The organism is Colwellia sp. BRX10-1 (genome assembly GCF_014077545.1).
Classification (GTDB): Bacteria; Pseudomonadota; Gammaproteobacteria; order Enterobacterales; family Alteromonadaceae; genus Colwellia_A.
In genome coordinates, this window is sequence record NZ_JACGWC010000006.1 from 22,756 (window position 1) to 42,324 (window position 19,569).

The 19,569-nt window shown below is 37.7% G+C and carries 16 protein-coding genes; 9 read left to right on the forward strand and 7 right to left on the reverse strand.

Features of this window, described 5'->3' with window-relative positions; translation table 11 throughout:
* Positions 1-216 precede the first annotated feature (216 nt).
* Positions 217-2,235 (forward strand): methyl-accepting chemotaxis protein, encoded by a 2,019-nt coding sequence (locus H4J75_RS07190; RefSeq protein WP_182221741.1) that lies wholly within the window; start codon positions 217-219, stop codon positions 2,233-2,235.
* 156 nt (positions 2,236-2,391) lie between these two features.
* On the opposite strand, the gene H4J75_RS07195 is transcribed toward H4J75_RS07190, so the two are convergent.
* From H4J75_RS07195 to rapA, 3 genes are all read right to left on the reverse strand, one after another.
* The gene (locus H4J75_RS07195; RefSeq protein WP_182221742.1) at positions 2,392-3,339 is read right to left on the reverse strand and encodes a DUF3530 family protein; all 948 of its coding nucleotides are present in this window, start codon (positions 3,337-3,339) and stop codon (positions 2,392-2,394) included.
* 106 nt (positions 3,340-3,445) lie between these two features.
* On the reverse strand, positions 3,446-4,129 hold the full coding sequence (locus H4J75_RS07200; protein WP_182213885.1) for a pseudouridine synthase: 684 nt from the start codon (positions 4,127-4,129) through the stop codon (positions 3,446-3,448).
* Positions 4,130-4,188: 59 nt separating this feature from the next.
* A complete protein-coding gene (rapA, locus tag H4J75_RS07205) occupies positions 4,189-7,116 on the reverse strand; it encodes an RNA polymerase-associated protein RapA (protein WP_182221743.1) in 2,928 nt (975 codons plus the stop codon).
* Positions 7,117-7,471: 355 nt separating this feature from the next.
* Here rapA and H4J75_RS07210 point away from each other — a divergent pair, with 355 nt between their 5' ends.
* Both H4J75_RS07210 and H4J75_RS20390 read left to right on the forward strand, forming a co-directional pair.
* Positions 7,472-8,851, forward strand: a complete 1,380-nt coding sequence (locus tag H4J75_RS07210) for a PhoH family protein (protein WP_182221744.1) — start codon at positions 7,472-7,474, stop codon at positions 8,849-8,851.
* 162 nt (positions 8,852-9,013) lie between these two features.
* The gene (locus tag H4J75_RS20390; protein WP_182221745.1) at positions 9,014-12,298 is read left to right on the forward strand and encodes an ATP-binding protein; all 3,285 of its coding nucleotides are present in this window, start codon (positions 9,014-9,016) and stop codon (positions 12,296-12,298) included.
* Positions 12,299-12,340: 42 nt separating this feature from the next.
* Here H4J75_RS20390 and H4J75_RS07220 read toward each other — a convergent pair whose 3' ends face one another.
* Positions 12,341-13,348, reverse strand: a complete 1,008-nt coding sequence (locus H4J75_RS07220; RefSeq protein WP_259366348.1) for a hypothetical protein — start codon at positions 13,346-13,348, stop codon at positions 12,341-12,343.
* A gap of 229 nt (positions 13,349-13,577) precedes the next feature.
* Between H4J75_RS07220 and H4J75_RS07225 the strand changes: the two genes are divergently transcribed.
* Positions 13,578-15,359, forward strand: a complete 1,782-nt coding sequence (locus H4J75_RS07225) for an acyl-CoA dehydrogenase C-terminal domain-containing protein (RefSeq protein WP_182213733.1) — start codon at positions 13,578-13,580, stop codon at positions 15,357-15,359.
* Positions 15,360-15,553: 194 nt separating this feature from the next.
* Here the strand turns inward: H4J75_RS07225 and H4J75_RS07230 are convergent, their stop codons facing one another.
* Positions 15,554-16,216: a hypothetical protein gene (locus H4J75_RS07230; RefSeq protein ID WP_182221746.1), complete on the reverse strand. Its 663-nt coding sequence runs from the start codon at positions 16,214-16,216 to the stop codon at positions 15,554-15,556.
* A gap of 239 nt (positions 16,217-16,455) precedes the next feature.
* Here H4J75_RS07230 and H4J75_RS07235 point away from each other — a divergent pair, with 239 nt between their 5' ends.
* The 5 genes from H4J75_RS07235 to H4J75_RS07255 all read left to right on the forward strand — a co-directional run bounded on the left by H4J75_RS07235 (position 16,456) and on the right by H4J75_RS07255 (position 18,497).
* On the forward strand, positions 16,456-16,629 hold the full coding sequence (locus tag H4J75_RS07235; protein ID WP_182221747.1) for a hypothetical protein: 174 nt from the start codon (positions 16,456-16,458) through the stop codon (positions 16,627-16,629).
* 20 nt (positions 16,630-16,649) lie between these two features.
* Positions 16,650-17,036 carry an MlaA family lipoprotein gene (locus tag H4J75_RS07240; RefSeq protein ID WP_220465260.1) on the forward strand — a complete coding sequence of 129 codons (387 nt, stop codon included), beginning with the start codon at positions 16,650-16,652 and terminating at the stop codon, positions 17,034-17,036.
* A gap of 158 nt (positions 17,037-17,194) precedes the next feature.
* Positions 17,195-17,935, forward strand: a complete 741-nt coding sequence (locus H4J75_RS07245; RefSeq protein ID WP_182213730.1) for a 1-acylglycerol-3-phosphate O-acyltransferase — start codon at positions 17,195-17,197, stop codon at positions 17,933-17,935.
* 11 nt (positions 17,936-17,946) lie between these two features.
* The gene (gene rraB, locus H4J75_RS07250) at positions 17,947-18,300 is read left to right on the forward strand and encodes a ribonuclease E inhibitor RraB (RefSeq protein ID WP_259364676.1); all 354 of its coding nucleotides are present in this window, start codon (positions 17,947-17,949) and stop codon (positions 18,298-18,300) included.
* A gap of 38 nt (positions 18,301-18,338) precedes the next feature.
* A complete protein-coding gene (locus H4J75_RS07255) occupies positions 18,339-18,497 on the forward strand; it encodes a hypothetical protein (protein WP_182213728.1) in 159 nt (52 codons plus the stop codon).
* A gap of 124 nt (positions 18,498-18,621) precedes the next feature.
* Here the strand turns inward: H4J75_RS07255 and H4J75_RS07260 are convergent, their stop codons facing one another.
* A complete protein-coding gene (locus H4J75_RS07260) occupies positions 18,622-19,218 on the reverse strand; it encodes a FecR family protein (protein WP_182221748.1) in 597 nt (198 codons plus the stop codon).
* A complete protein-coding gene (locus H4J75_RS07265; RefSeq protein ID WP_182221749.1) occupies positions 19,206-19,472 on the reverse strand; it encodes a hypothetical protein in 267 nt (88 codons plus the stop codon). Before H4J75_RS07265 ends, H4J75_RS07260 begins: the two co-directional genes overlap by 13 nt.
* Between the last annotated feature and the right edge of the window lie 97 nt (positions 19,473-19,569).

The window sequence follows — 19,569 nt, forward strand, 5'->3', positions numbered from 1 at the left end:
ATGATAAAGCAATAACTAAAGGTGAAAAATAGCTTAAGCTTGTTATAATAAAATTAACGGTTAAGTTTTTAACAATATTAACCGATAATCTAATCGACAATAATGACAAATAAGCTATGATTATTGGCTTTGAAAATATAGGCCTGCATTCAAGGAAGTAGCAATTAATTTAGTTTACACTCGTACTCAATACTATCTATTTACACGGTGACATTTATGAATTTAACGGTAGCAATGAAAATAATGGGTGGTTTTGCCATTATTGCAGTCTTACTAGTAATAACTAGTGCTATATCTCTATGGAATTTGAACATAATTAAAGGCTCTACTGTACAACAAAGTGAGTTGGCGATCCCAACATTAAAAGGGAGTAACAAGCTTGCTAACACCTTAACCCAAATAGGTAACCTTACTTTACGTGCATATTATCAAACCGAATTAACGCCACTTAATAATAATCTTACGGCATATAATCAAGATAAAGATGACTTTTCTACTGAGCTGAAGAAATTAAAGCAAGTGGTGCGAAATGAAAATTCTTTATTAACTAATCTAGGTCAAGTCGATTCAGTTTATGCAGATCTCGAAAAAGAAATAGGATTGGTTTTTAGTAATAGGCAAGCCAGTATTAATCAAGCACTTATTTTAAGAGAAAAAATAGCTAACCTTGAAGAAAAAGCTGATGATGCAGCTACGATGTTACTAGACCTTGCCGACCACGACTTAGCTGACACTAAGCTTCAGCGAGCGGTTAGTTTAGGTGAAAGTATTGAAACCTTACTTAATGGGCTAGTAAGCTCAGCACTTGAATATCGAGGTTTAATCGACAGGTCGTCAACAGATTTAGTTGGTAACCAAATATCCAATAGCTTTGTTGATGTAAATAAATCATTTACCGATATTATATCCGAGCTATCTAATCAAGGCGCCGAAGATGTAGCTGATGATTTGTCTGTTGCTTTGAGTGAATTAACTGAATTAATTAACTCTAACAATGATATTTTTTCTCACAAAGATAAACAACTGATTGCCCTTAAAGTCGCAACAGAAAACTTAGATGCTGCAGAACGTGACATCAAAAAAGCCAATGCCATTTTAGAAAAACAAGTCGATTTAGCGAATCAAACTGCGATGACGGCGGGTAAACTTGTTCAAGAAAAAGTGGCCGATGGTAACTCACAAACTATAGGTATTATGATTTTTTCAATTGTTGCCGCAATTGGTATTGCTTGGTTTACACTGCTTAGTATTACCCGACCACTGTCTTTGGTTAATAAAATGCTTAACATCGTTGCTTCTGGTGATTTATCTCATAAGTTAGATGAAACGGGTAAAGATGAATTTGCTGAATTATCACGTAACTGTAATTTATTAATTGATAGTTTGCGTACGCTTATTCAAGGTATTGTTAGTCGCTCTACACAACTAGCAACTGCCGCAGAAGAAACTTCAGCGGTAACCGCACAAGGTACCATTGCTATTGCAGAACAACGCTCACAAGTTGAACAAGCCGCTTCTGCGACTACACAAATGAGCAGTACTTCTCAAAGTGTACTATCTAGTGCTAATGATACACTAGGTGAAATAAAGCAAGCTGATGACGAAGCCAAGCGTATAAAAATTATTTCTGAACGCAATCGCCAAACTATCGGCTTACTTGCTGACGAAGTTGAAGAAGCAGCACAAGTTATTAATAAACTACAGCAAGACAGTGCTTCTATCGGTGGTATTCTTGACGTCATTCGCGGCATAGCTGAGCAAACAAACTTACTGGCATTAAACGCAGCTATTGAAGCCGCTCGTGCCGGAGAGCAAGGTCGTGGTTTTGCCGTAGTTGCTGATGAAGTAAGAACGCTAGCTAGTAGAACGCAAGTGTCTACACAAGAAATACAAAACATGATTGAGGTACTGCAAACCGGTGCTCAACGAGCTGTTGGCGTTATGGATACGGGTAAGAAGCAAGCCGCAAATTGTGTAGAGCAGAGCGAAGAAGCTGAGAAAGCGCTGCAAACTATTACTCATTCGGTTCACGAGGCATTTGATAAAAGTACTCAAATTGCTGCGGCTGCTGAAGAACAAAGTGTCGTCGCTCATGAGATTAGCGTTAATTTAGAATCTATTGTTGCCATTGCTGAACAAACAACGGCAGGTGCACAGCAAACGGCACAATCAAGTAATGAAGTCGCTAAGTTAGCTGAAGAATTACAACAGTCAGTGCAAGAGTTTAAGCTATAAGTGCTAATCGCTCTGCTGATAATGGTTAGCTAATGAATTAACTTGTATTAACGATTAAAAGCCCCCGCAGAGGATAACTTCAGCGGGGGCTTTTTGTTGATTGTAGCTAACGGGGTAGTAACTTATTGAGATCAGCGTTTGAGTTTATAGCAGATGTTACCAACCAATAGATTTAAGCCAGCCATTTATTGACCTTAACAACGCTTTTTCAGGGTAATAGCCAATTTGATTATTGTGCAGTTCAGTTTGTCGATAATAGACTTTCATTTCTTTAACTGCTTGTGCTTTACGAATTTTAGCGGCAGAGGTCGCTAATTGCTGCTCTCTTGACAGATAGATATCTAAGAGAGGAAACTCACTGGTCGCCAGTACTTTAGCAAATGAGAGGCTTTGCTCTGTAGTATTCATATAACCACTAAGCATGACCATAGCACTTGGCGATTGTAGTTTACCGGTACTGTATAAATTGGCCAGTAATATGGCATGACTGCCTTTTGATACCACGACAAATATACCAGGATAATCTTTAGCTTTTTCCATCACCGCCGTCATTAGTTCGGTCAAATGTTCTTTGTGTGCCAGTAAGGTTTTATCATCGTCTTCGAGTTGAATCGATCGCTTTAATGCGCGAGAAGGGTAACCTAAAGGGATACTTGGTGGCTGAATAGCTATGGTTGTCCAACCTTGGCTAGGCAGTACTTTTTGTAGATAATTTAAAGCGTTGCTACTTTTTGCACTCATTCCCCAGTCAGGGAGCAGTATCATTACCCCTTTTTGATTACTGGCGGTATTTTCATTGATAATGGTAATAAAGTCTTGAGCGCCAGCTAACATAGGCGTTATTTTTTCAGCCGTTAGGTAATGAGTCAGATCTTGTTCTTGTTGCAGCAGCGAATTAATAGGGGCTAAAATTTTTGGACGTTTTTTAGGAGCTACTTTACTGGCATCACCGGATTCATCTGCTGTTTTTGTCGCCTCTTGCTGCTCTGGAACTTTTGGCTTTTCGGTTTTATTTTCTTCTTGGTATAACAATGCATAACTGTTAATAGTAACAAGGCTAAATAGACAGAAAATGATTAATGAAGCTAAAACACGTAAAGACATATGTTCCTTAAAATTATAGGCGGTGAGTACTTACCGAAAATTGTTTAATGGACGTATGATCAATTATCGGCAAATACTTTATTTTCTTAACCAGAAAAAATGCTTATCAAAGAAACGGGCAAGGAACTTTGAAAGTGAGTGTCTTTTCTATACATGGATGTGCGAGCTCTAACATTTGCGCATGCAATAATAACCGTGCACTTGCCGTAACCGCTGACTCATGTGAGTATAATCTGTCACCCAAAATAGGGTGGCCTAAAAATAACATATGGACACGTAGTTGATGAGAACGCCCTGTTATCGGGGTTAATTCAACTAAGGTACTTGGCACCGAGTTAGCATCAGTATCGCGTGATAATACTCGGTAATGGGTCAACGACTGTTTACCACGTTCATGGTCAACCATTTGTCGTGGACGATTTGGCCAGTCACAAATAAGCGGTTGATCGACCGAACCATTATCATCTTTCATATGACCATAGACACGGGCAATATAGCTTTTTTTCGTTTCGCGTTGCTGAAACATTCGACTAATTGCGACATGTGCAGGTTTATGTAACGCCATGATCAATATACCAGATGTTGCCATATCTAATCGATGAACTACCGTTGCGGTTGGCAGCACTTTATTCACTCGACTTTGTAAACAATCTTTATGAGCGGGTAAGCGACCTGACACGGTTAATAAACCACTTTGCTTGTTGAGCACCACAATATCATTATCGCGATAAATTATATCAAGGTAAGGCGACATAGGCGGGCAATAAACAAACTCTGGGTTTGGCGCCATGGGCACAACTTTTTGTTGTGCCTGCTGATCGTTTGGAATTTCGTGTTGGCTTGACATCGTTAGTTACTCACCACTATTAAACGTATCGCTTCAAATTTCAACTGTGCTTTACCTATGTAGTGGCTTAATTCACTTTGCTGTACTTTGATAAAGTCGAGCTCTTGCTGGCGAACACTTGGGTTGATAGTTTTTAGTGCTGTTAAGCGTTGAAATTCTGCATCTAGCGTTTTATGCATATTGGCTAGGGCTTTTTCTTGAATGCTCAAAACTTGGGGCTTAGCATGTGCTTCAGCTTTTGCTACTAAAGGTGTTACTTGATCTTTCAAGGCTTTAACCAATTGTAGCGCTACTTGTTTTTTAACGGGTGCAAGCTGTTGATCTAGAACATTTTCACCCACTTTATCTGCCAAGTCAGTGCCATTCTTATCAACCAAAACACGTATGGGTGTCGTCGGTAAATAACGACCCAGCTGTAAGTGATTGGGAGCGGTTGCTTCGATAGTAAAAATACATTCAATAAAAAATGTTCCTGCCGGCAATGCTGGGTTTTTCAATAAACCTATGCTCGAGTTACCCGTTTGATCACTGAGCACTAAATCCATTGCTCCGCGCACCATAGGGTGGTCCCAAGTTAATAAGTGATAATCTTCACAAGCTAGCGCAGTATCTCGGTTAAAAGTAATGGTTGTACCATCATCAGGCAGGCAAGGGAAATTACCACAAAGCATGTGCTCACTAGGCTGTAAAGCGATGGCATTATCTGACTTGTCGTCTTGAGTGATACCAAAAACATCAAGTACTTGAAACATAAATTGTGGTAATTCAATTTGTTGGTCCAGTGCTGAAATTTCTTTAACTAGTTGGTGAGAGCGGCCTTGACCAGAAGAACGTAATTCTAGTAATTTATCCCGTCCTGACTCTAATTCCGCTTTAAGGGTTAAGTGCTCTTCATGGCTTTCATTGATTAACTTTTCTGCGGCTGTCGACTGCCACTGCGCCGTTAAGGCTAAATCAAACAGTTTATCACCAAACTTATCAAAAATTGCTCGGCCAGTGATACAAGTATGTTCAAAAGCGTTTAAACCATTTTGATACCAGTCAAAAAGTAATCCTTGTGCAGAGTCAGTAAAATAGGGGACATGCAAACGAATGGTTTGTGTTTGTCCAATACGGTCTAAACGACCAATACGCTGTTCTAAAAGATCAGGGTTGCTCGGTAAGTCAAATAACACTAAGTGATGGGCGAATTGGAAGTTTCGACCTTCACTGCCTATTTCAGAACAGAGTAAACATTGTGCACTGTCTTCGTCTTGGGCAAAATAAGCAGCGGCTTTGTCGCGTTCGAATATACTCAAACCTTCATGAAAGACCGCTGCACGAATACCTTCTTTTACGCGTAACGCCGCTTCTAAGTCAATCGCAGTTTGTGCATGCGCACAAATGACCAATAACTTTTCTTTTTTCAATGTTTGTAAAAGTTCGATTAAGTAGTCAACACGAGGGTCGATATCAGTCCAATTTTCATGGCTGTTTAACGAAAATAAAATTTCAGGCGTAAAAACTTGTTTAGCTTGAGCCAAGGTTTTTAAATTTTCACTAGTGTCCGATAATAAAAACTCATTGATTTGCTCTTGATAAGCCTCTGGTAAAGCTAAAGGCGTAGAATGCAATTCACGCTCAGGGAAACCTTTTATGGTATTTCTGCTGTTTCTAAAAAGAATACGGCCAGTGCCATGACGGTCGAGTAGTTGTGTTAGCACTTGTTCTCGTGATGCATCTTGCGCAAGTATTTCATTATCGCTGGGCAATGCTATATTGACGTTTATTAAATGTTGACTGATATCAGTTTCTTTTAATAGCTTAGTCAATGTTACTTGTTGTGCTGGCGACAAAGCATCTTTAGCTACCAAAGCATTGGCGGCATTGGCGACTTCAGTATAATGGCTTTCTTCTTCTGTAAATTTTTGATAATCAAAGAAACGGTCAGGGTCAAGCAAGCGTAAACGTGCAAAGTGGCTTTCATGACCAAGTTGATCTGGTGTTGCTGTTAATAACAAAACCCCAGGGATAGTCTGGGCTAGTTGCTCAATACATAAATATTCAATGCTAGGGTTGTCTTGATGCCAATTTAAGTGGTGAGCTTCATCAACTACCATTAAATCCCAGTCCTCAGCAATGAGCTCTTCATACCACTCTGGATTTTTGGTAACAAAATCTAAATTAACCAAAACGAGTTGTTCAGTACTAAATGGATTTTCTTGTTCACCTGAGTTTTTTATTTCTTGGCAACGTTCACTATCAAAAATACTAAAATGTAAGTTAAAACGGCGTAACATTTCTACCAACCACTGATGCATAAGTGATTCAGGCACAATAATTAAAATACGTTGTGCACGACCGGTAACAAGCTGCTGGTGAATAATGAGGCCAGCTTCAATGGTTTTACCTAAACCAACTTCATCGGCAAGTAACACGCGAGGTGCAAATCTACAGCCAACTTCTTCAGCGATATAAAGTTGATGAGGAATTAAACTGACTCTGCCACCACTTAAACCCATTAATGGCGATTGCTGCTGAGTATGCTGGTGTTTTAAGCTATCTTTGCGTAAACGAAACCAGTCGAGACGGTCAACTTGACCATTAAGCAATCGATCGTGCGGTTTATTAAATTTGATAAAGTGGTCAATCATCACTTCTTTTAGTGACGTTTCTTCACCGGTATCTTGGCGCTTACCATGGTAAGTGAGTAAGTTGTCAATATCTTCAACCTCTTCAACGATAAGCATCCAGCCTTCGTGGCTAGGAATACTATCCCCTTGGTTGAAAATAACACGTGTTAATGGTGCATTTGCTATGGCATATTGGCGCGATTCACCGGTAGCGGTAAATAAAATAGAAACAAAACGGTGTTCAACCGTTAGTACCGTGCCTAATCCTTGATCCGACTCTCCGTCACTTATCCATCGTTGACCAGGGTAAAAAACCATATAAAAACTCCAAAAATTAAAACCTTGCACGATTTTTAAAAACTTGTGCAACAGAACACGCCAATACGGCATTAAAAAAGGGCGCTATAGTAACGTTAATCATAGTTAGGATCACCAAAAAATGCCGAGAATTTACAAAAGGCGGCAATAAAGTTTGTCTGAGGACAAATAATCTTTCGATGCCACTTGCCAGTGATAAATTTAGCTGGCAAAGTAAAGTTATCATTCACGTAATAAGGTGATCGGTAAAGGTATAGTTACTGTTTTTGGTTTTTTAGTCGCAGTTGAAGACTAAGTGATTAAGCTTACTTAACGATTCTTCTGTGTCACGTTAACTTAGATAGGAGATCTTTGTATGAATGATGAAAAAATTCTTTACGTATTAGACACAAATATTTTATTACACGAACCTTTCGCTTTTCTCTCTTTTAAAGAGCACGACGTGGTCGTCCCCATGACTGTGCTTGAAGAATTAGACTCCATTAAAGACCGCCGCAAAGATGTTAGTCGAGATGCCCGTGTTGCGATACGTGCACTTGAAGATATGCTTGTCGATGCCACTCCTGAAGAAGTACTTGCGGGTGTTAAATTACCTCAAAATGATGACGAACATCCCAGTGGTTGTTTATCAATCTTTAATGATTATACCTTAGAGCAAAAAGCTGGCCGGTTATCTTTTAATGAAAATGACAATCGTATTATTAACGCGGCTTTATACCTACAGGAAAAAAAGGCGCCCAATAAAGTTGTCTTGGTCACTAAAGATATTAATATGCGCTTAAAAGCTAAAGGCGCAGGTTTGGCTTATGTTGAGGATTACCGTACAGATCAGCTTATCGATGATATTAAATTTTTAACGAAAGGCTATCACAAGTTTGAAGGTGACTTTTGGCAACATGTTAATGAGTGTGAAAGTGAAACTGAAGGCCGAAATACCACCCACTATGTTAAGCGTGATGTCCTTCCTAATACTTACATGAATGAATATCTTATTGATGATAGTGAGAACTTTGCCGGCAAAGTTACTGGTTGGGATGACGAAAAATTGTCGATAATGGATTTAAGCCGAGACCGTTTAATGGCAAAACAAGCGTGGGGGATCCATCCAAAAAACATTTACCAGGGGATGGCATTGGATGCTTTACTTGACCCAAGCATAGATTTAGTGATTCTTACTGGGCCAGCAGGTTGTGGGAAAACACTGCTAGCGCTGGCGTCAGCGCTTGAACAAGTAATAGAACGTGGCCTCTATGATAAAGTCATCGTTACGCGCAGTACTCCAGAAATTGCTGAGTCTATTGGCTTTTTACCCGGAACAGAAGAAGAAAAAATGGCGCCTTGGCTCGCGGCTATTACCGATTCATTAGAAGTGTTGCATAAACAAGATGAAAATATGAATGGTAGCCTTGATTACATAATGGAAAAAGCCAATATTCAGTTTAAGTCAGTGAATTTTATGCGCGGCAGAAGTATTCAAAACTCTTTGGTTTTGCTCGACGAATGTCAAAACTTAACGGCATCGCAATTAAAAACAATTATCACTCGTTGCGGTGAGGGTACTAAGCTGGTTTGTTCAGGTAATCTTGCTCAAATTGATAGTAATTATTTAACGGCGGTTACGTCAGGGCTAACCTATATTGTTGAACGTTTTAAAGACTTTTCAGGTAGCTCAACTATTAATCTAAATGGTGTGGTGAGAAGTCGATTAGCCTCTTTCGCCGAGGAAAATTTATAGGGTCAGCTGATTTTATAGGTAATATTTAAAGGCTCATTTTTGAGCCTTTAGTTTTGATAATTGACCGACTTAGCCGTGCGACTAGTTATCAAAGACTATTTTAAGTAAGATGTATTAATTGTTATAAATTAAAATTATCTGAATAAATATAAGGTTGCAACAGTGTTTGATAAGTCCTCCAAAGAACAGGTGTTTAGTCGTTACAATCGTTCTGTTTTGGCTGTGTTTATCGTAATAACATTGATTGCTATGTCGATAGCGTCTTACCGATATTTTATTGAGTTAGATTCATATCAGGCACGAGAACTTCGCACCTTAACTACACGTGCTAAGCAGTTAGAAAACACCTTGATTTTGGGGTTAAAAAGTATTGCTGGCATTAAAAAATTTGCTAATTATCATCTTTCTTTCCCCGAAGAGTTACTTGCTACAACCCCGCCACTTGAACAAGACGGTAATGAATTCTATTTAAAGAAAAATAGCCGAGATTCTTTTGCTCATCGAAAAAATTACCGAGGAAGTATAACGGGTATCGGGCAGGTTGCTGATTTTGATGAGTTACAAAAGCAAGAGCTGGCAATGGCAAATGCGTTAACGCCAGCATTTATTATTGCCAAAAATTCAATTAAAGAATCTAATTGGTTTTATTACATCTCTTTAAATCAATTTGTTAGCCTATATCCTTGGATAGGGCGTGATAGTTGGCGGTTCTCAGAACATAACTTAAATAATGACAATATCAATAGCATTAAAACGCTATTGCCTGGCGACGACAATTTCTTTTGGTCACCACCTTATTTAGATTCAGCAGGTAAAGGCTTGAGTGCTTCGTTAGGCACAGCTGTCTATCGTAATCGATCACTCGCTGGCGCGGTGCTAATGGACTTTAGTTTATCAAGTTTGAGTGATGGTTTGCCTGATATTAGTAAACCTAATCAAGCGTTAATATTGCTTGATGAAAAGAACAATATTCTCATCCACAAAACGGCTGATAATCAAGCCTTATCAACCAAGCTGACTTGGCAAGATATTGCACCAAAGCAATTAGCAAGTTATTCCTATCAGCGCATTAATCAATTACCCGACAGTCACAAAGAGGGCACTTGGCTCATTCAAAAATATCAACTACCTATTAATGGTTGGGTTCTCCTTAAGTACCAACCTTATCAAGAATTTACTGCCTCTATTTTTAATCGATTTATCTTGATGCTGGTTTTGTTTTTTGTCGGGCTATTTGCCTTTATGAGTATCATCTATATCGTAACGCGCAAAACCTTTATGAAGCCCACTAAAGAATTTATTAATCATATTGAACATTGCTCACATGGTGATCCAGGTAAAGTAAAACCTCCAGCGGACTGGTCATATTGGTTTAAAATTGTTGAAGATATTTTTGGACAAAATCGTACTTTATTGCAGCAAATGAAAGATCAAAATGTGATTCTTGATACGCGTGTTAACGAAAAAACCCAAGCGTTACGCCTTAAGAGTGAACAACACCAACGTGACTATGCTTTGCTGCGTTCGGTGATGGATGCTATTCCTGATTACATCATTTTTAACGACTTAGATGGCACCATGATGGGGTATAACAAAGCGTTTGAAAACTTTGTTCAAGCAGGCTCACTAGATTTAATTGGTAAGTGTAGTAATGAAGTAGTCAGTGTCGAGTTAGGTCAGTCATTAGTCGCTATGTCTGAAGCGTCATTAACACGGTCAACAGAACAAGGATTAGCACAGGTTGTTGAAACACCGGCTAATACTTATGAGGTGTTTAGTAACCAGTTATATAGTCAAACCGCTGAAATTGTTGGCACTATCAATTTAGTACGTGATGTTACCGCGCAGTATTCGGCGAATGTCGCTTTGGAACAAGCAAAAAACCAAGCTGAATATGCTAACCAAGCAAAAAGTCAGTTTTTAGCTAATATGAGCCATGAAATACGCACGCCGATTAATGCGATTAAAGGTATGCTATTTTTATTAGCGAGAACACGTTTAACGAATGAACAGCAGCAACATATATTAAATGCTGAAGGTGCCTCTGTGTCCCTTTTACATTTGGTTGATGAAGTGCTTGATTTAGCCAAAATAGAATCTGGCAATATGTCTGTTATAAAAATGCCCGCCAGTATTGACAAAATAGTCGATCAAGCCGTTAAACTTAATATCGGTATGATCAGTGAAAAACAATTATCTCTAAAGATAAATGTTGCGGTTGATGTGCCAGATATTGTCTTAACTGATGATATGAGATTGGTGCAAGTACTAACAAACTTACTTAATAATGCAATGAAGTTCACCCACCAAGGTGAAATTTCACTAACAGTTGAAAAAGTTAATACGGGCAATGATGCTGCAGGCACCACCTTTGATGACTCACAGGTTTTAGTACGCTTTATCGTTGCTGATACAGGTATAGGTATAGCTCAAGAAAAACAAGGTCACTTATTCGAAGCATTTCGTCAAGCAGATGAATCGATGACCCGCGAATATGGTGGTTCAGGATTAGGATTATCTATTTGTCAGCAAATTATCAATCTTTTATCGGGTGACATTTCCTTGAAAAGTGACTTAGGTAAAGGCACTAGCTTTACTTTTGTTTTACCTTTTAACGTTGTTGAAAATAAAGCATCAAGCAAAAAATCAGCACTGACCTTGTGCAGTTATTCTCAAGAATTATCTGAATCGTTAATAGGTCATCTAGCGGGTTCTCAAATAAGCCATGTTAATATCACGGCGTTATCGGAACTCGACAAATATAAGAACAATGAAAATGTAGTGCTGATTATTGACGAACAAAGCATTAATAAATATCCAGAAAAAATATATCAAAGCTGTCTTGATAACCAGATTTTATTAGCGATAAGTCATCCAATGGCTAAAGGTATTTCCAGTGAAATCATTGAACGTATTGAGGCATTAAAACTTTCTTATATCTTGCTAGAAAAACCACTTTATCGAAGCTTTATCAGTAAGCTATTTTCAGTCATAACAGCTAGAGAGCTTGCGGCTGAAGCAGCCATTAACGAATCGATTCCTTTGCAAAGCCAGTCGCAAGACATTGATAATTTAAAAGGTATTAATGTTTTATTGGTTGAGGATAATTTAGTTAATCAGTTGGTGGCAAAAGAGCTATTAAAAACGATGCAAGCCAATGTCATTATTGCGGGTCATGGTAAAGAAGCGTTGGAAATATTGACCGATAAGCAGCACTATATTGATGTTGTGCTTATGGATATTCAAATGCCGATCATGGATGGTTTAACAGCGACTAGACAAATACGCCAACAAAAAGAATTTCATAACTTACCCATTATCGCGATGACGGCGCACGCCCGTGAAGAAGACAAGCAGAGAAGCTTAGCAGCGGGTATGAATAAGCATATGGCAAAACCTATCAGTGCTGAATTACTACTTTCGAGTATTTTAGACGTGCTTAATTAATTGCAACAACTCATAGTTATTCACATTAATAACAGCTCGGTGTTATGGTTCCTTACCCACTACAGTCGTATTATTAAGGTCTGTTTTTAATGCTCGCTTTACCTTTTTATGGAACCGCTCTGCTGTGTAATGCCCGTTACCTACCGCTAACTCTGAAGCGGGAGCTATTTTCCCTAAAGGTAAAAGCCTAGGCCCTGTTGGCTCTGCTAGCACATACGATATGCCATCAATAACAACTGTTTGATCATTTGCTTGCACAGGCATTTGAATACCGAGTAAAGCGTGATTATCAATAAAGACTAGAATCATTTTTATACGTGGCATTAGGCTACGTAAAATTGCCGCTGTTAACGTGACTTTACTGTCGCAATCACCTTGGTTTTCCCATAATAACTTTAATGGTGGATTAAAACCTGCTCCAGAGGCGGTTACTCTTGATTCTAAAGTTGCATAGGGAATACTTTGTATAAATCCTAAAACATAGTCGGTAACTTTTCGAATGTTTTTTATTGAAAACTTTTTAAGAATAATAGGCTTTACCGGCTTTAAATCAATGCTGGCAATATTTGCAAATCGTCCATGGTCTGGTTTTACCGCGTTAATTTGATCATGAGTTATAAATTGATGATAGTAATTATCTGCTAAATATTGATCACTTAACGCTTGCTTTAACTCATAAACTCTAGCGTAGGCGGCATTGATTGTTTGGTTGTTTCGTCCTTTTATGACAATTTCATCATTTGTGGAATTTTTATTAAAATCAATCATTACACCGCGGATAGGCTCTGCACGTAACTTCTTTTGTAGGGCATTATTAATTGAATATTTTGCCATATCAGCTTTAAATACTTTGAAGTTTCTAAAACGATCGAATATTGCTTTTTTAGCCAGTAAAAATTGTAGGCTTTGTGTTTCACCCTGATAATCAAGCCATTGATAATTAAATTGGTAATTATCTCCTTTTTCTACTTTTGAAAAGGCGAGTTGTTCGGCTAAGGCCAAAGAGGGCATTAAACAGCAAAGCGTTATGCATAAAAATTTAGTTAACATAGGAGAAGTCATCGAAAATAATCAAACCACTAGCAAAGATATTACCTATGCTAACATTAACGCATTTTTACTTTTCATACCAATCAACAAAAGATGACTTAATATTTATCGTTGACGCTTTACTTTTAAGCAGATTTTGCTATATTCAAACGCATGTTTGAAATGATTGTTTCAAAAGTTAAATTACAATGTTATTTGTCGTAACATTTAAAAATATTAGGGGAATACCGTGGCTGATTATCAAGCACCATTAAAAGATATGAATTTTTTGTTATATGATGTTTTTTCAATGGAAGCAATGTGGCAGTCAATGCCTACCTTATCAGAGCATGTCGATCGCGAGACCGCGCAAGCCATCTTACAAGAATGTGCAAAAATAGCTGAGCAAGAAATTGCCCCGCTTTCACGCCAAGGTGATGAAATTGGTGTAAGTTTCAATGAAGGTAAAGTAACAACCGCTCCAGGTTATAAAGAAGCATTTAAAACTTACGCTGATGGTGGTTGGACAGGCTTAGGTGGCGAACCTGACTTTGGTGGTATGGGTATGCCTAAAGTGATCACGGCATTACACGAAGAAATGCTCTGTTCAGCAGATATCGCCTTTTCATTATATCCAGGGCTAACCGCTGGCGCTGGCTTGTCGATTGCTAAGCATGCGACAGACGAATTGAAAGAGCGCTATTTAACACGTTTGTATGCAGGCGACTGGATGGCAACCATGTGTTTAACTGAGCCTCATTCTGGTACTGATTTAGGATTGATTTACACTAAAGCTGTTCCTGAAGACGATGGTAGCTTTGCCATTAGTGGTACAAAAATATTTATTACTGCTGGCGAACACGATATCACTGAAAATATTGTCCATTTAGTATTGGCGAAATTACCCGGTGCGCCAGCCGGCCCTCGTGGTATTTCATTATTTTTAGTCCCTAAATATCAAGTCAATGACGATGAGTCATTAGGTGATTTTAATAATGTGAGCTGTGGTTCCATTGAACATAAAATGGGTATTCACGCTTCAGCAACTTGTGTAATGAATTTTGATAGCTCAAAAGGTTACTTAGTTGGCGAAGAGAATAAAGGCTTAGCCTGCATGTTCACTATGATGAATTTTGAACGTATTGGTGTTGGTATTCAAGGTATTGGTGCGGCAGAACGTTCTTACCAGAATGCTTTAGAATATGCAAAAGAACGCTTACAAGGTCGTTCATTGTCAGGCGCTAAGTATCCAGAGAAAGCAGCTGATCCTATCATTGTTCATGGTGATGTACGTCGTATGTTACTTAACATGAAGGCATTAACTGAAGGTTCACGCGCATTGTCTACGTACATTTCAATGACACTGGATATGGCAACCTATGGCGAAGGCGAATTAAAAACTAAGGGTGAGAGTTTATCAGCTTTAATGACTCCTTTAGCGAAAGCCTTTTTTACCGATTTAGGTCTTGATAATACCGTTGCAGGTCAACAAGTCTTAGGTGGTCATGGTTATATCCGTGAATGGGGACAAGAGCAGCTGGTTCGTGATGTTCGTATCGCGCAAATATACGAAGGCACTAATGGCATTCAAGCGATGGACTTATTAGCAAGAAAAGTAGCCGCTAGTAAGGGCGAGTTAATGCAGACTTTTATCAATGAAGTGAACACTTACATTGAACAAACTTCTGCCGATAACATGCAAGAATTTATTCAACCTTTAAAAGATGCCAATATTGATTTAGCTGAATTAACTCAGCATATCCTTAAAGCAGCGCAAGGGAATATTGAAGAGTTAGGTACATCGGCTAACGATTACCTGCATGTATTTGGTTACACAGCAATGGCATTTGTTTGGGCTAAAATGGCTGAATCCGCTTTGGCTAAAGAAAGTTCAAGCGATGAATTTTATGAAAGTAAAATAAAAACAGCACGCTACTACTTCGCACGTTTGTTACCACGTCGTTTGTCATTGACTGCGTCGATAAAAGCTGGTTGTGATACTTTGTTTGATATTGATGAAAGCTTATTCTAGTCAGCTAAAGTAACATTAAATAGCATGATAAAAAAAGCGCTACCATTTTATGGTAGCGCTTTTTTATTGATCTCACAGCGACCCTTTTTGATTACGTCATTCTATTGATCTTATAGTGACCTTTGCCATTCTAATGATGTTTTAGCGCCTCTTTTGTGGTGACGAAATTCTATTGATCTTACTGCGACCAAAGATTAAAAAATATAGGTGGTACCAAATATCGCTACTTGTTCTTTTTGAATATTATTAATAGGTAAATTGTTTGTAGAATCTTCATGAGCTGTTGATGTTAACCCTCCGCTCACATACCAGTTATTGTTTATTGAATATTGACCTAGAATACCAAACCTAGCATAGGATTTTGCGCCGTTAATATCTCTGGAAGATACTTCGCTTGAAACAAAGTCATTACTGTAAAACTGGTAGATTGAGTGATCACTTAAAGACTCTATTTTTGCAGTAACAAGTAAGGCAAAATTTTCTTGTTGTAGTACTCGGTAACTGCCTTGAATAAAAAAAGTCTGTTCATTAATTTGATCAAGCCCCTGGTGTGAAAAACCACTTTGGGCACTAAAAGCTTTATTATCAAAAACGATCGCTATTTGGTGAGTTTCAGATTTGTTGATTAATCGTGTCTCAGATGGGGCAGTGGCTTTGCTTGTCAGAGGGAACCCTATGGCTTCTAAATCATAACCTTTATCTAAAGCCTCAAAAATTACCGCCGAATTGGCCCAGTCACTAATTAAGGATCCCTCTATAGGGCTTGGTACTATTTTTTCATCGTCGTAGGCTTGTGCATTAGGTAATACACTTAAGGTAAATAGTAGTGATAGCATCCATTTTATCAATATTTTCATGAGATAACCTATTCCAAAAAATTAATGTTTTTATTATTTTAATTAACTTTTACTAGATGTTAACTATAGGCAAGTATTGAAAAAAAGGCGTTATATTTAGCTTAAATACCACTTTATATTGCTTAATATTTGATTAGTCGAAGAATTAACCTTGTTCAACACAGTACAAAAAACAACGAGAGTATTTAGCTTAATAAAATATTGAGTGTGAAATAATTGGCTTTAATGACCCTATTTATTTGTCTTTTATTGAAGGTAATGTCGAAGCGCCTCGAGTGAAGTTGTCTTTAGCCTATCAAAAAATAGCGGTTACTAATCGATATGACGATCCTTGGCAAGGGTTCAATCGACGTATGTATGACTTTATGCAAAAACAGACGAATACATACTTTACCTGTTGTTGCTGGTTATAAAGCGATAACACCTGACTTTGTTGAAAGAGCGGTTAGTATTTTTTTACAAACGTAGGAGAGCTTTCTGTTTTTATCAACGCACTTTTACAAGTAAACCTAGTGTTGGCGTTGAAACTCTTGGTCGTTTTGCGGTAAATACCACTCTTGGTATTTTTGGTGTATTTGATGTAGTAACGAAAATAGGTCTAGATAAACAAAATGAAGACTTTGGTCAAACACTGGGTTTATGGGGCATTGCCCCAGGACCTTATTTAGTTTTGCCTATACTAGGCCCATCTTCGTTACGTGATGCTTTTGGGGTAGGAATTGATATGCTTGCCTTGCAAATCGTTATTGATGAATTAGATGCCAGTGGTGATAAAGAGATATTACTGACTTTTTTACGCAGTATTGATATGAGCGTTTAAAAGTTCTTTATATGAAATATAGAGAAATTCAAATAGCCCGATAATTTCCATTAGATAAATAATAGCTGTTTACCCCCATTTTAGTTAATAAAAAGGAATTTTGTTGTCGAACATCTATAAGGTATACTGCGCCGATATATAATAATTAGGATGTAAATTTGTTAGCCATAATTCGCTTTATTGTCATGACACTAGCTTTAGTCTTTATTTGTTGTGCTGCTTGTATTTATAGTATTTTACGACCCTTTCATCGTAATAATGTCTATCATACCTCACATTATCTGAGTAAGGTCTCTACACTTTTAGGCCTAACTATTGAGGTTAGAATACCAGAAAGTATTAAAGATATTGGACCAGCAGTTTATATATGTAACCACCAAAATAGCTACGATATTTTTACTGTTAGTGCAGCTGTTCAGCCTTCTACTGTTAGTGTTGGCAAAAAAAGTTTAAAGTGGATCCCTTTTTTCGGCCAAATGTATTGGTTAACGGGTAACATTTTAATTGATCGTTCAAATTCAAGTAAAGCCATTAATACCATAGCGTTAACTGCAAAAAAGATTACTGAAAAAGAGTTGTCTGTGTGGTTATTTCCAGAAGGAACTAGAAGTAATGGTAAAGGTTTACTGCCTTTTAAAACTGGCGCATTTCGAACAGCGCAACAAGCAAATGTACCTATTATTCCTGTTTGTGTTAGTAATTTACACGGCAAGATAAAATTAGGTCGTTGGAACAACGGTAAATTGATTATTGAGCTATTAGAGCCTATATATTTTAATAACCAAGCTAAAGAAAGTATTAGAGAAGTCGCTAACACCGCCCATAAAAGTATGCTTGTGAAAATTGCTGAGCTCAGTAAAGAGTCTGGAAACGAGCTAATCCTAAAAAATAAAGTTTAAAAATAGAGATCATGATGATAGATGAAGATTTGCAACAATGGCAAGATCACACCAATAATTTAGTGAATGCCCTTATCGAAGATGGTACCAACGAAGAGGTACATCACACTATTGAGCATCATTTTTCTAGTACAGATTTTGATCTGCTAGAAAAAGCGGCTATTACCGCTTTTAAAATGGGTTTAGAAATAGAAGACCCTGAAGAAGCCGAGCTAGAAAATGGTGATAAAGTTTTTGCTTTTGATATTATTACTGAACAACCGCTCGATGAAGAGATTATTTTCGAAGAGACTAAAAAAATGTTTGAGTTAGCCAGCCTTTGTAAAGTTGATTATGATGGTTGGGGGACTTATTTCGAAGAATAACCGTTAAAGCTTAATTAATAATTTTAAAGGACTTACTGATGGGATGGTTAGAAACACTACTTAATCCGGCAACACTCGCATTATTAATACCCATTATTGCTATTGTTGGCGCCTTTTCTGTTAATGCATTGAAAGCGCATCATAGGCACCAAGAGCGAATAGAAAAAATTAAGCAGGGTCTTGACCCTGATAGCTAATATTAATAATTTAATATGCTCAACCTTAAAACCTAAAAAAGCAAAGTCTTAGCACTTTGCTTTTTTAGTAAATGAGATAATACTTTTAAAAACGGTATTCGGCGCCAGCTTAGCAATAAATGCTTTAGTGATTTTCTTCGGTGTTTAGGCTTAAGCGAATGATGTTATTATTTACTTTTTCGAATTGAACATTAAAGTTGTTTTTTAAAGATTCAAGTAGCCCATCGATATCGTTAGCTTTAAAGTAGCCTGATACTTTTGTTTGGTTGAGTTTACTATCAATGATTTCAAACTTTATGGTGGTATAGCGACTAACTTCAGTTAAAGCTTCATCTAAGGGTTGACCATTAAAAACTAACATACCTTGTTGCCAAGCGAGTACTCGCTGAATTTGTTCAAAAGACGTGCTTTTATTTGCAGTGAAGGCACTATTTTCTATGGTGGCAATTTCACCTGACGCAATCACTACCCCAGGCAAATTTTCTGTTGTTAACCTTGTTTGTTGTTTAACTAATTTATCGATGGGCTGGTATGACTCGGTAATTAAAACACGGCCTTTGGTCACAACAAGCTCGATATTTTTGTTTGATTTTTTTTCTATATTAAAAATGGTCCCTAAGGCGGTAAATGATCTTTCACCCACCATGACCATAAAGGGTCGACTTTTATCTTTAGTAACATCAAAGCTCGCTTCGCCTTTTATAAGCGTTAATAAGCGCATTTTTTTTGAAAAATGACTTCGATTAGGCTATTGGTGTTGAGCTTAACTCTTGAACCATCAGAGAGCGAGAATCGAGTCTGCTGACCAATGCCAGTTTGCAATGTGCTTACTTCCACAAATTGTTGTTCATTATCGTTTTTAGTAAATGTTGTGATGTTATTAACTAAGTTACTGGCAATTATCAATATAAATGCAATGCTTGCTAACATGGCGTATTTAACAAACCTTGGGGTGACGTTATTATAGCGAGCCATTATTATTCTTATTATTATATTTTGAAAATAATGTAGGTTAAAAAACAAACAATAACAACAAGGTCAAACTCGTCAAATATAAGATACTTTATTGGAT

Excerpts from the sequence above, each read along its gene's own strand:
- H4J75_RS07200 (WP_182213885.1), bottom strand. The coding sequence starts at position 4,129 with ATGGCGCCAAACCCAGAGTTTGTTTATTGCCCGCCTATGTCGCCTTAC.
- H4J75_RS07265 (WP_182221749.1), bottom strand. The coding sequence starts at position 19,472 with ATGGCTCGCTATAATAACGTCACCCCAAGGTTTGTTAAATACGCCATG.
- H4J75_RS07220 (WP_259366348.1), bottom strand. The coding sequence starts at position 13,348 with ATGTTAACTAAATTTTTATGCATAACGCTTTGCTGTTTAATGCCCTCT.
- rapA (WP_182221743.1), bottom strand. The coding sequence starts at position 7,116 with ATGGTTTTTTACCCTGGTCAACGATGGATAAGTGACGGAGAGTCGGAT.
- H4J75_RS07260 (WP_182221748.1), bottom strand. The coding sequence starts at position 19,218 with ATGCGCTTATTAACGCTTATAAAAGGCGAAGCGAGCTTTGATGTTACT.
- H4J75_RS07230 (WP_182221746.1), bottom strand. The coding sequence starts at position 16,216 with ATGAAAATATTGATAAAATGGATGCTATCACTACTATTTACCTTAAGT.
- H4J75_RS07210 (WP_182221744.1), top strand. The coding sequence starts at position 7,472 with ATGAATGATGAAAAAATTCTTTACGTATTAGACACAAATATTTTATTA.
- H4J75_RS07255 (WP_182213728.1), top strand. The coding sequence starts at position 18,339 with ATGGGATGGTTAGAAACACTACTTAATCCGGCAACACTCGCATTATTA.
- H4J75_RS07190 (WP_182221741.1), top strand. The coding sequence starts at position 217 with ATGAATTTAACGGTAGCAATGAAAATAATGGGTGGTTTTGCCATTATT.
- rraB (WP_259364676.1), top strand. The coding sequence starts at position 17,947 with ATGATGATAGATGAAGATTTGCAACAATGGCAAGATCACACCAATAAT.
- H4J75_RS07195 (WP_182221742.1), bottom strand. The coding sequence starts at position 3,339 with ATGTCTTTACGTGTTTTAGCTTCATTAATCATTTTCTGTCTATTTAGC.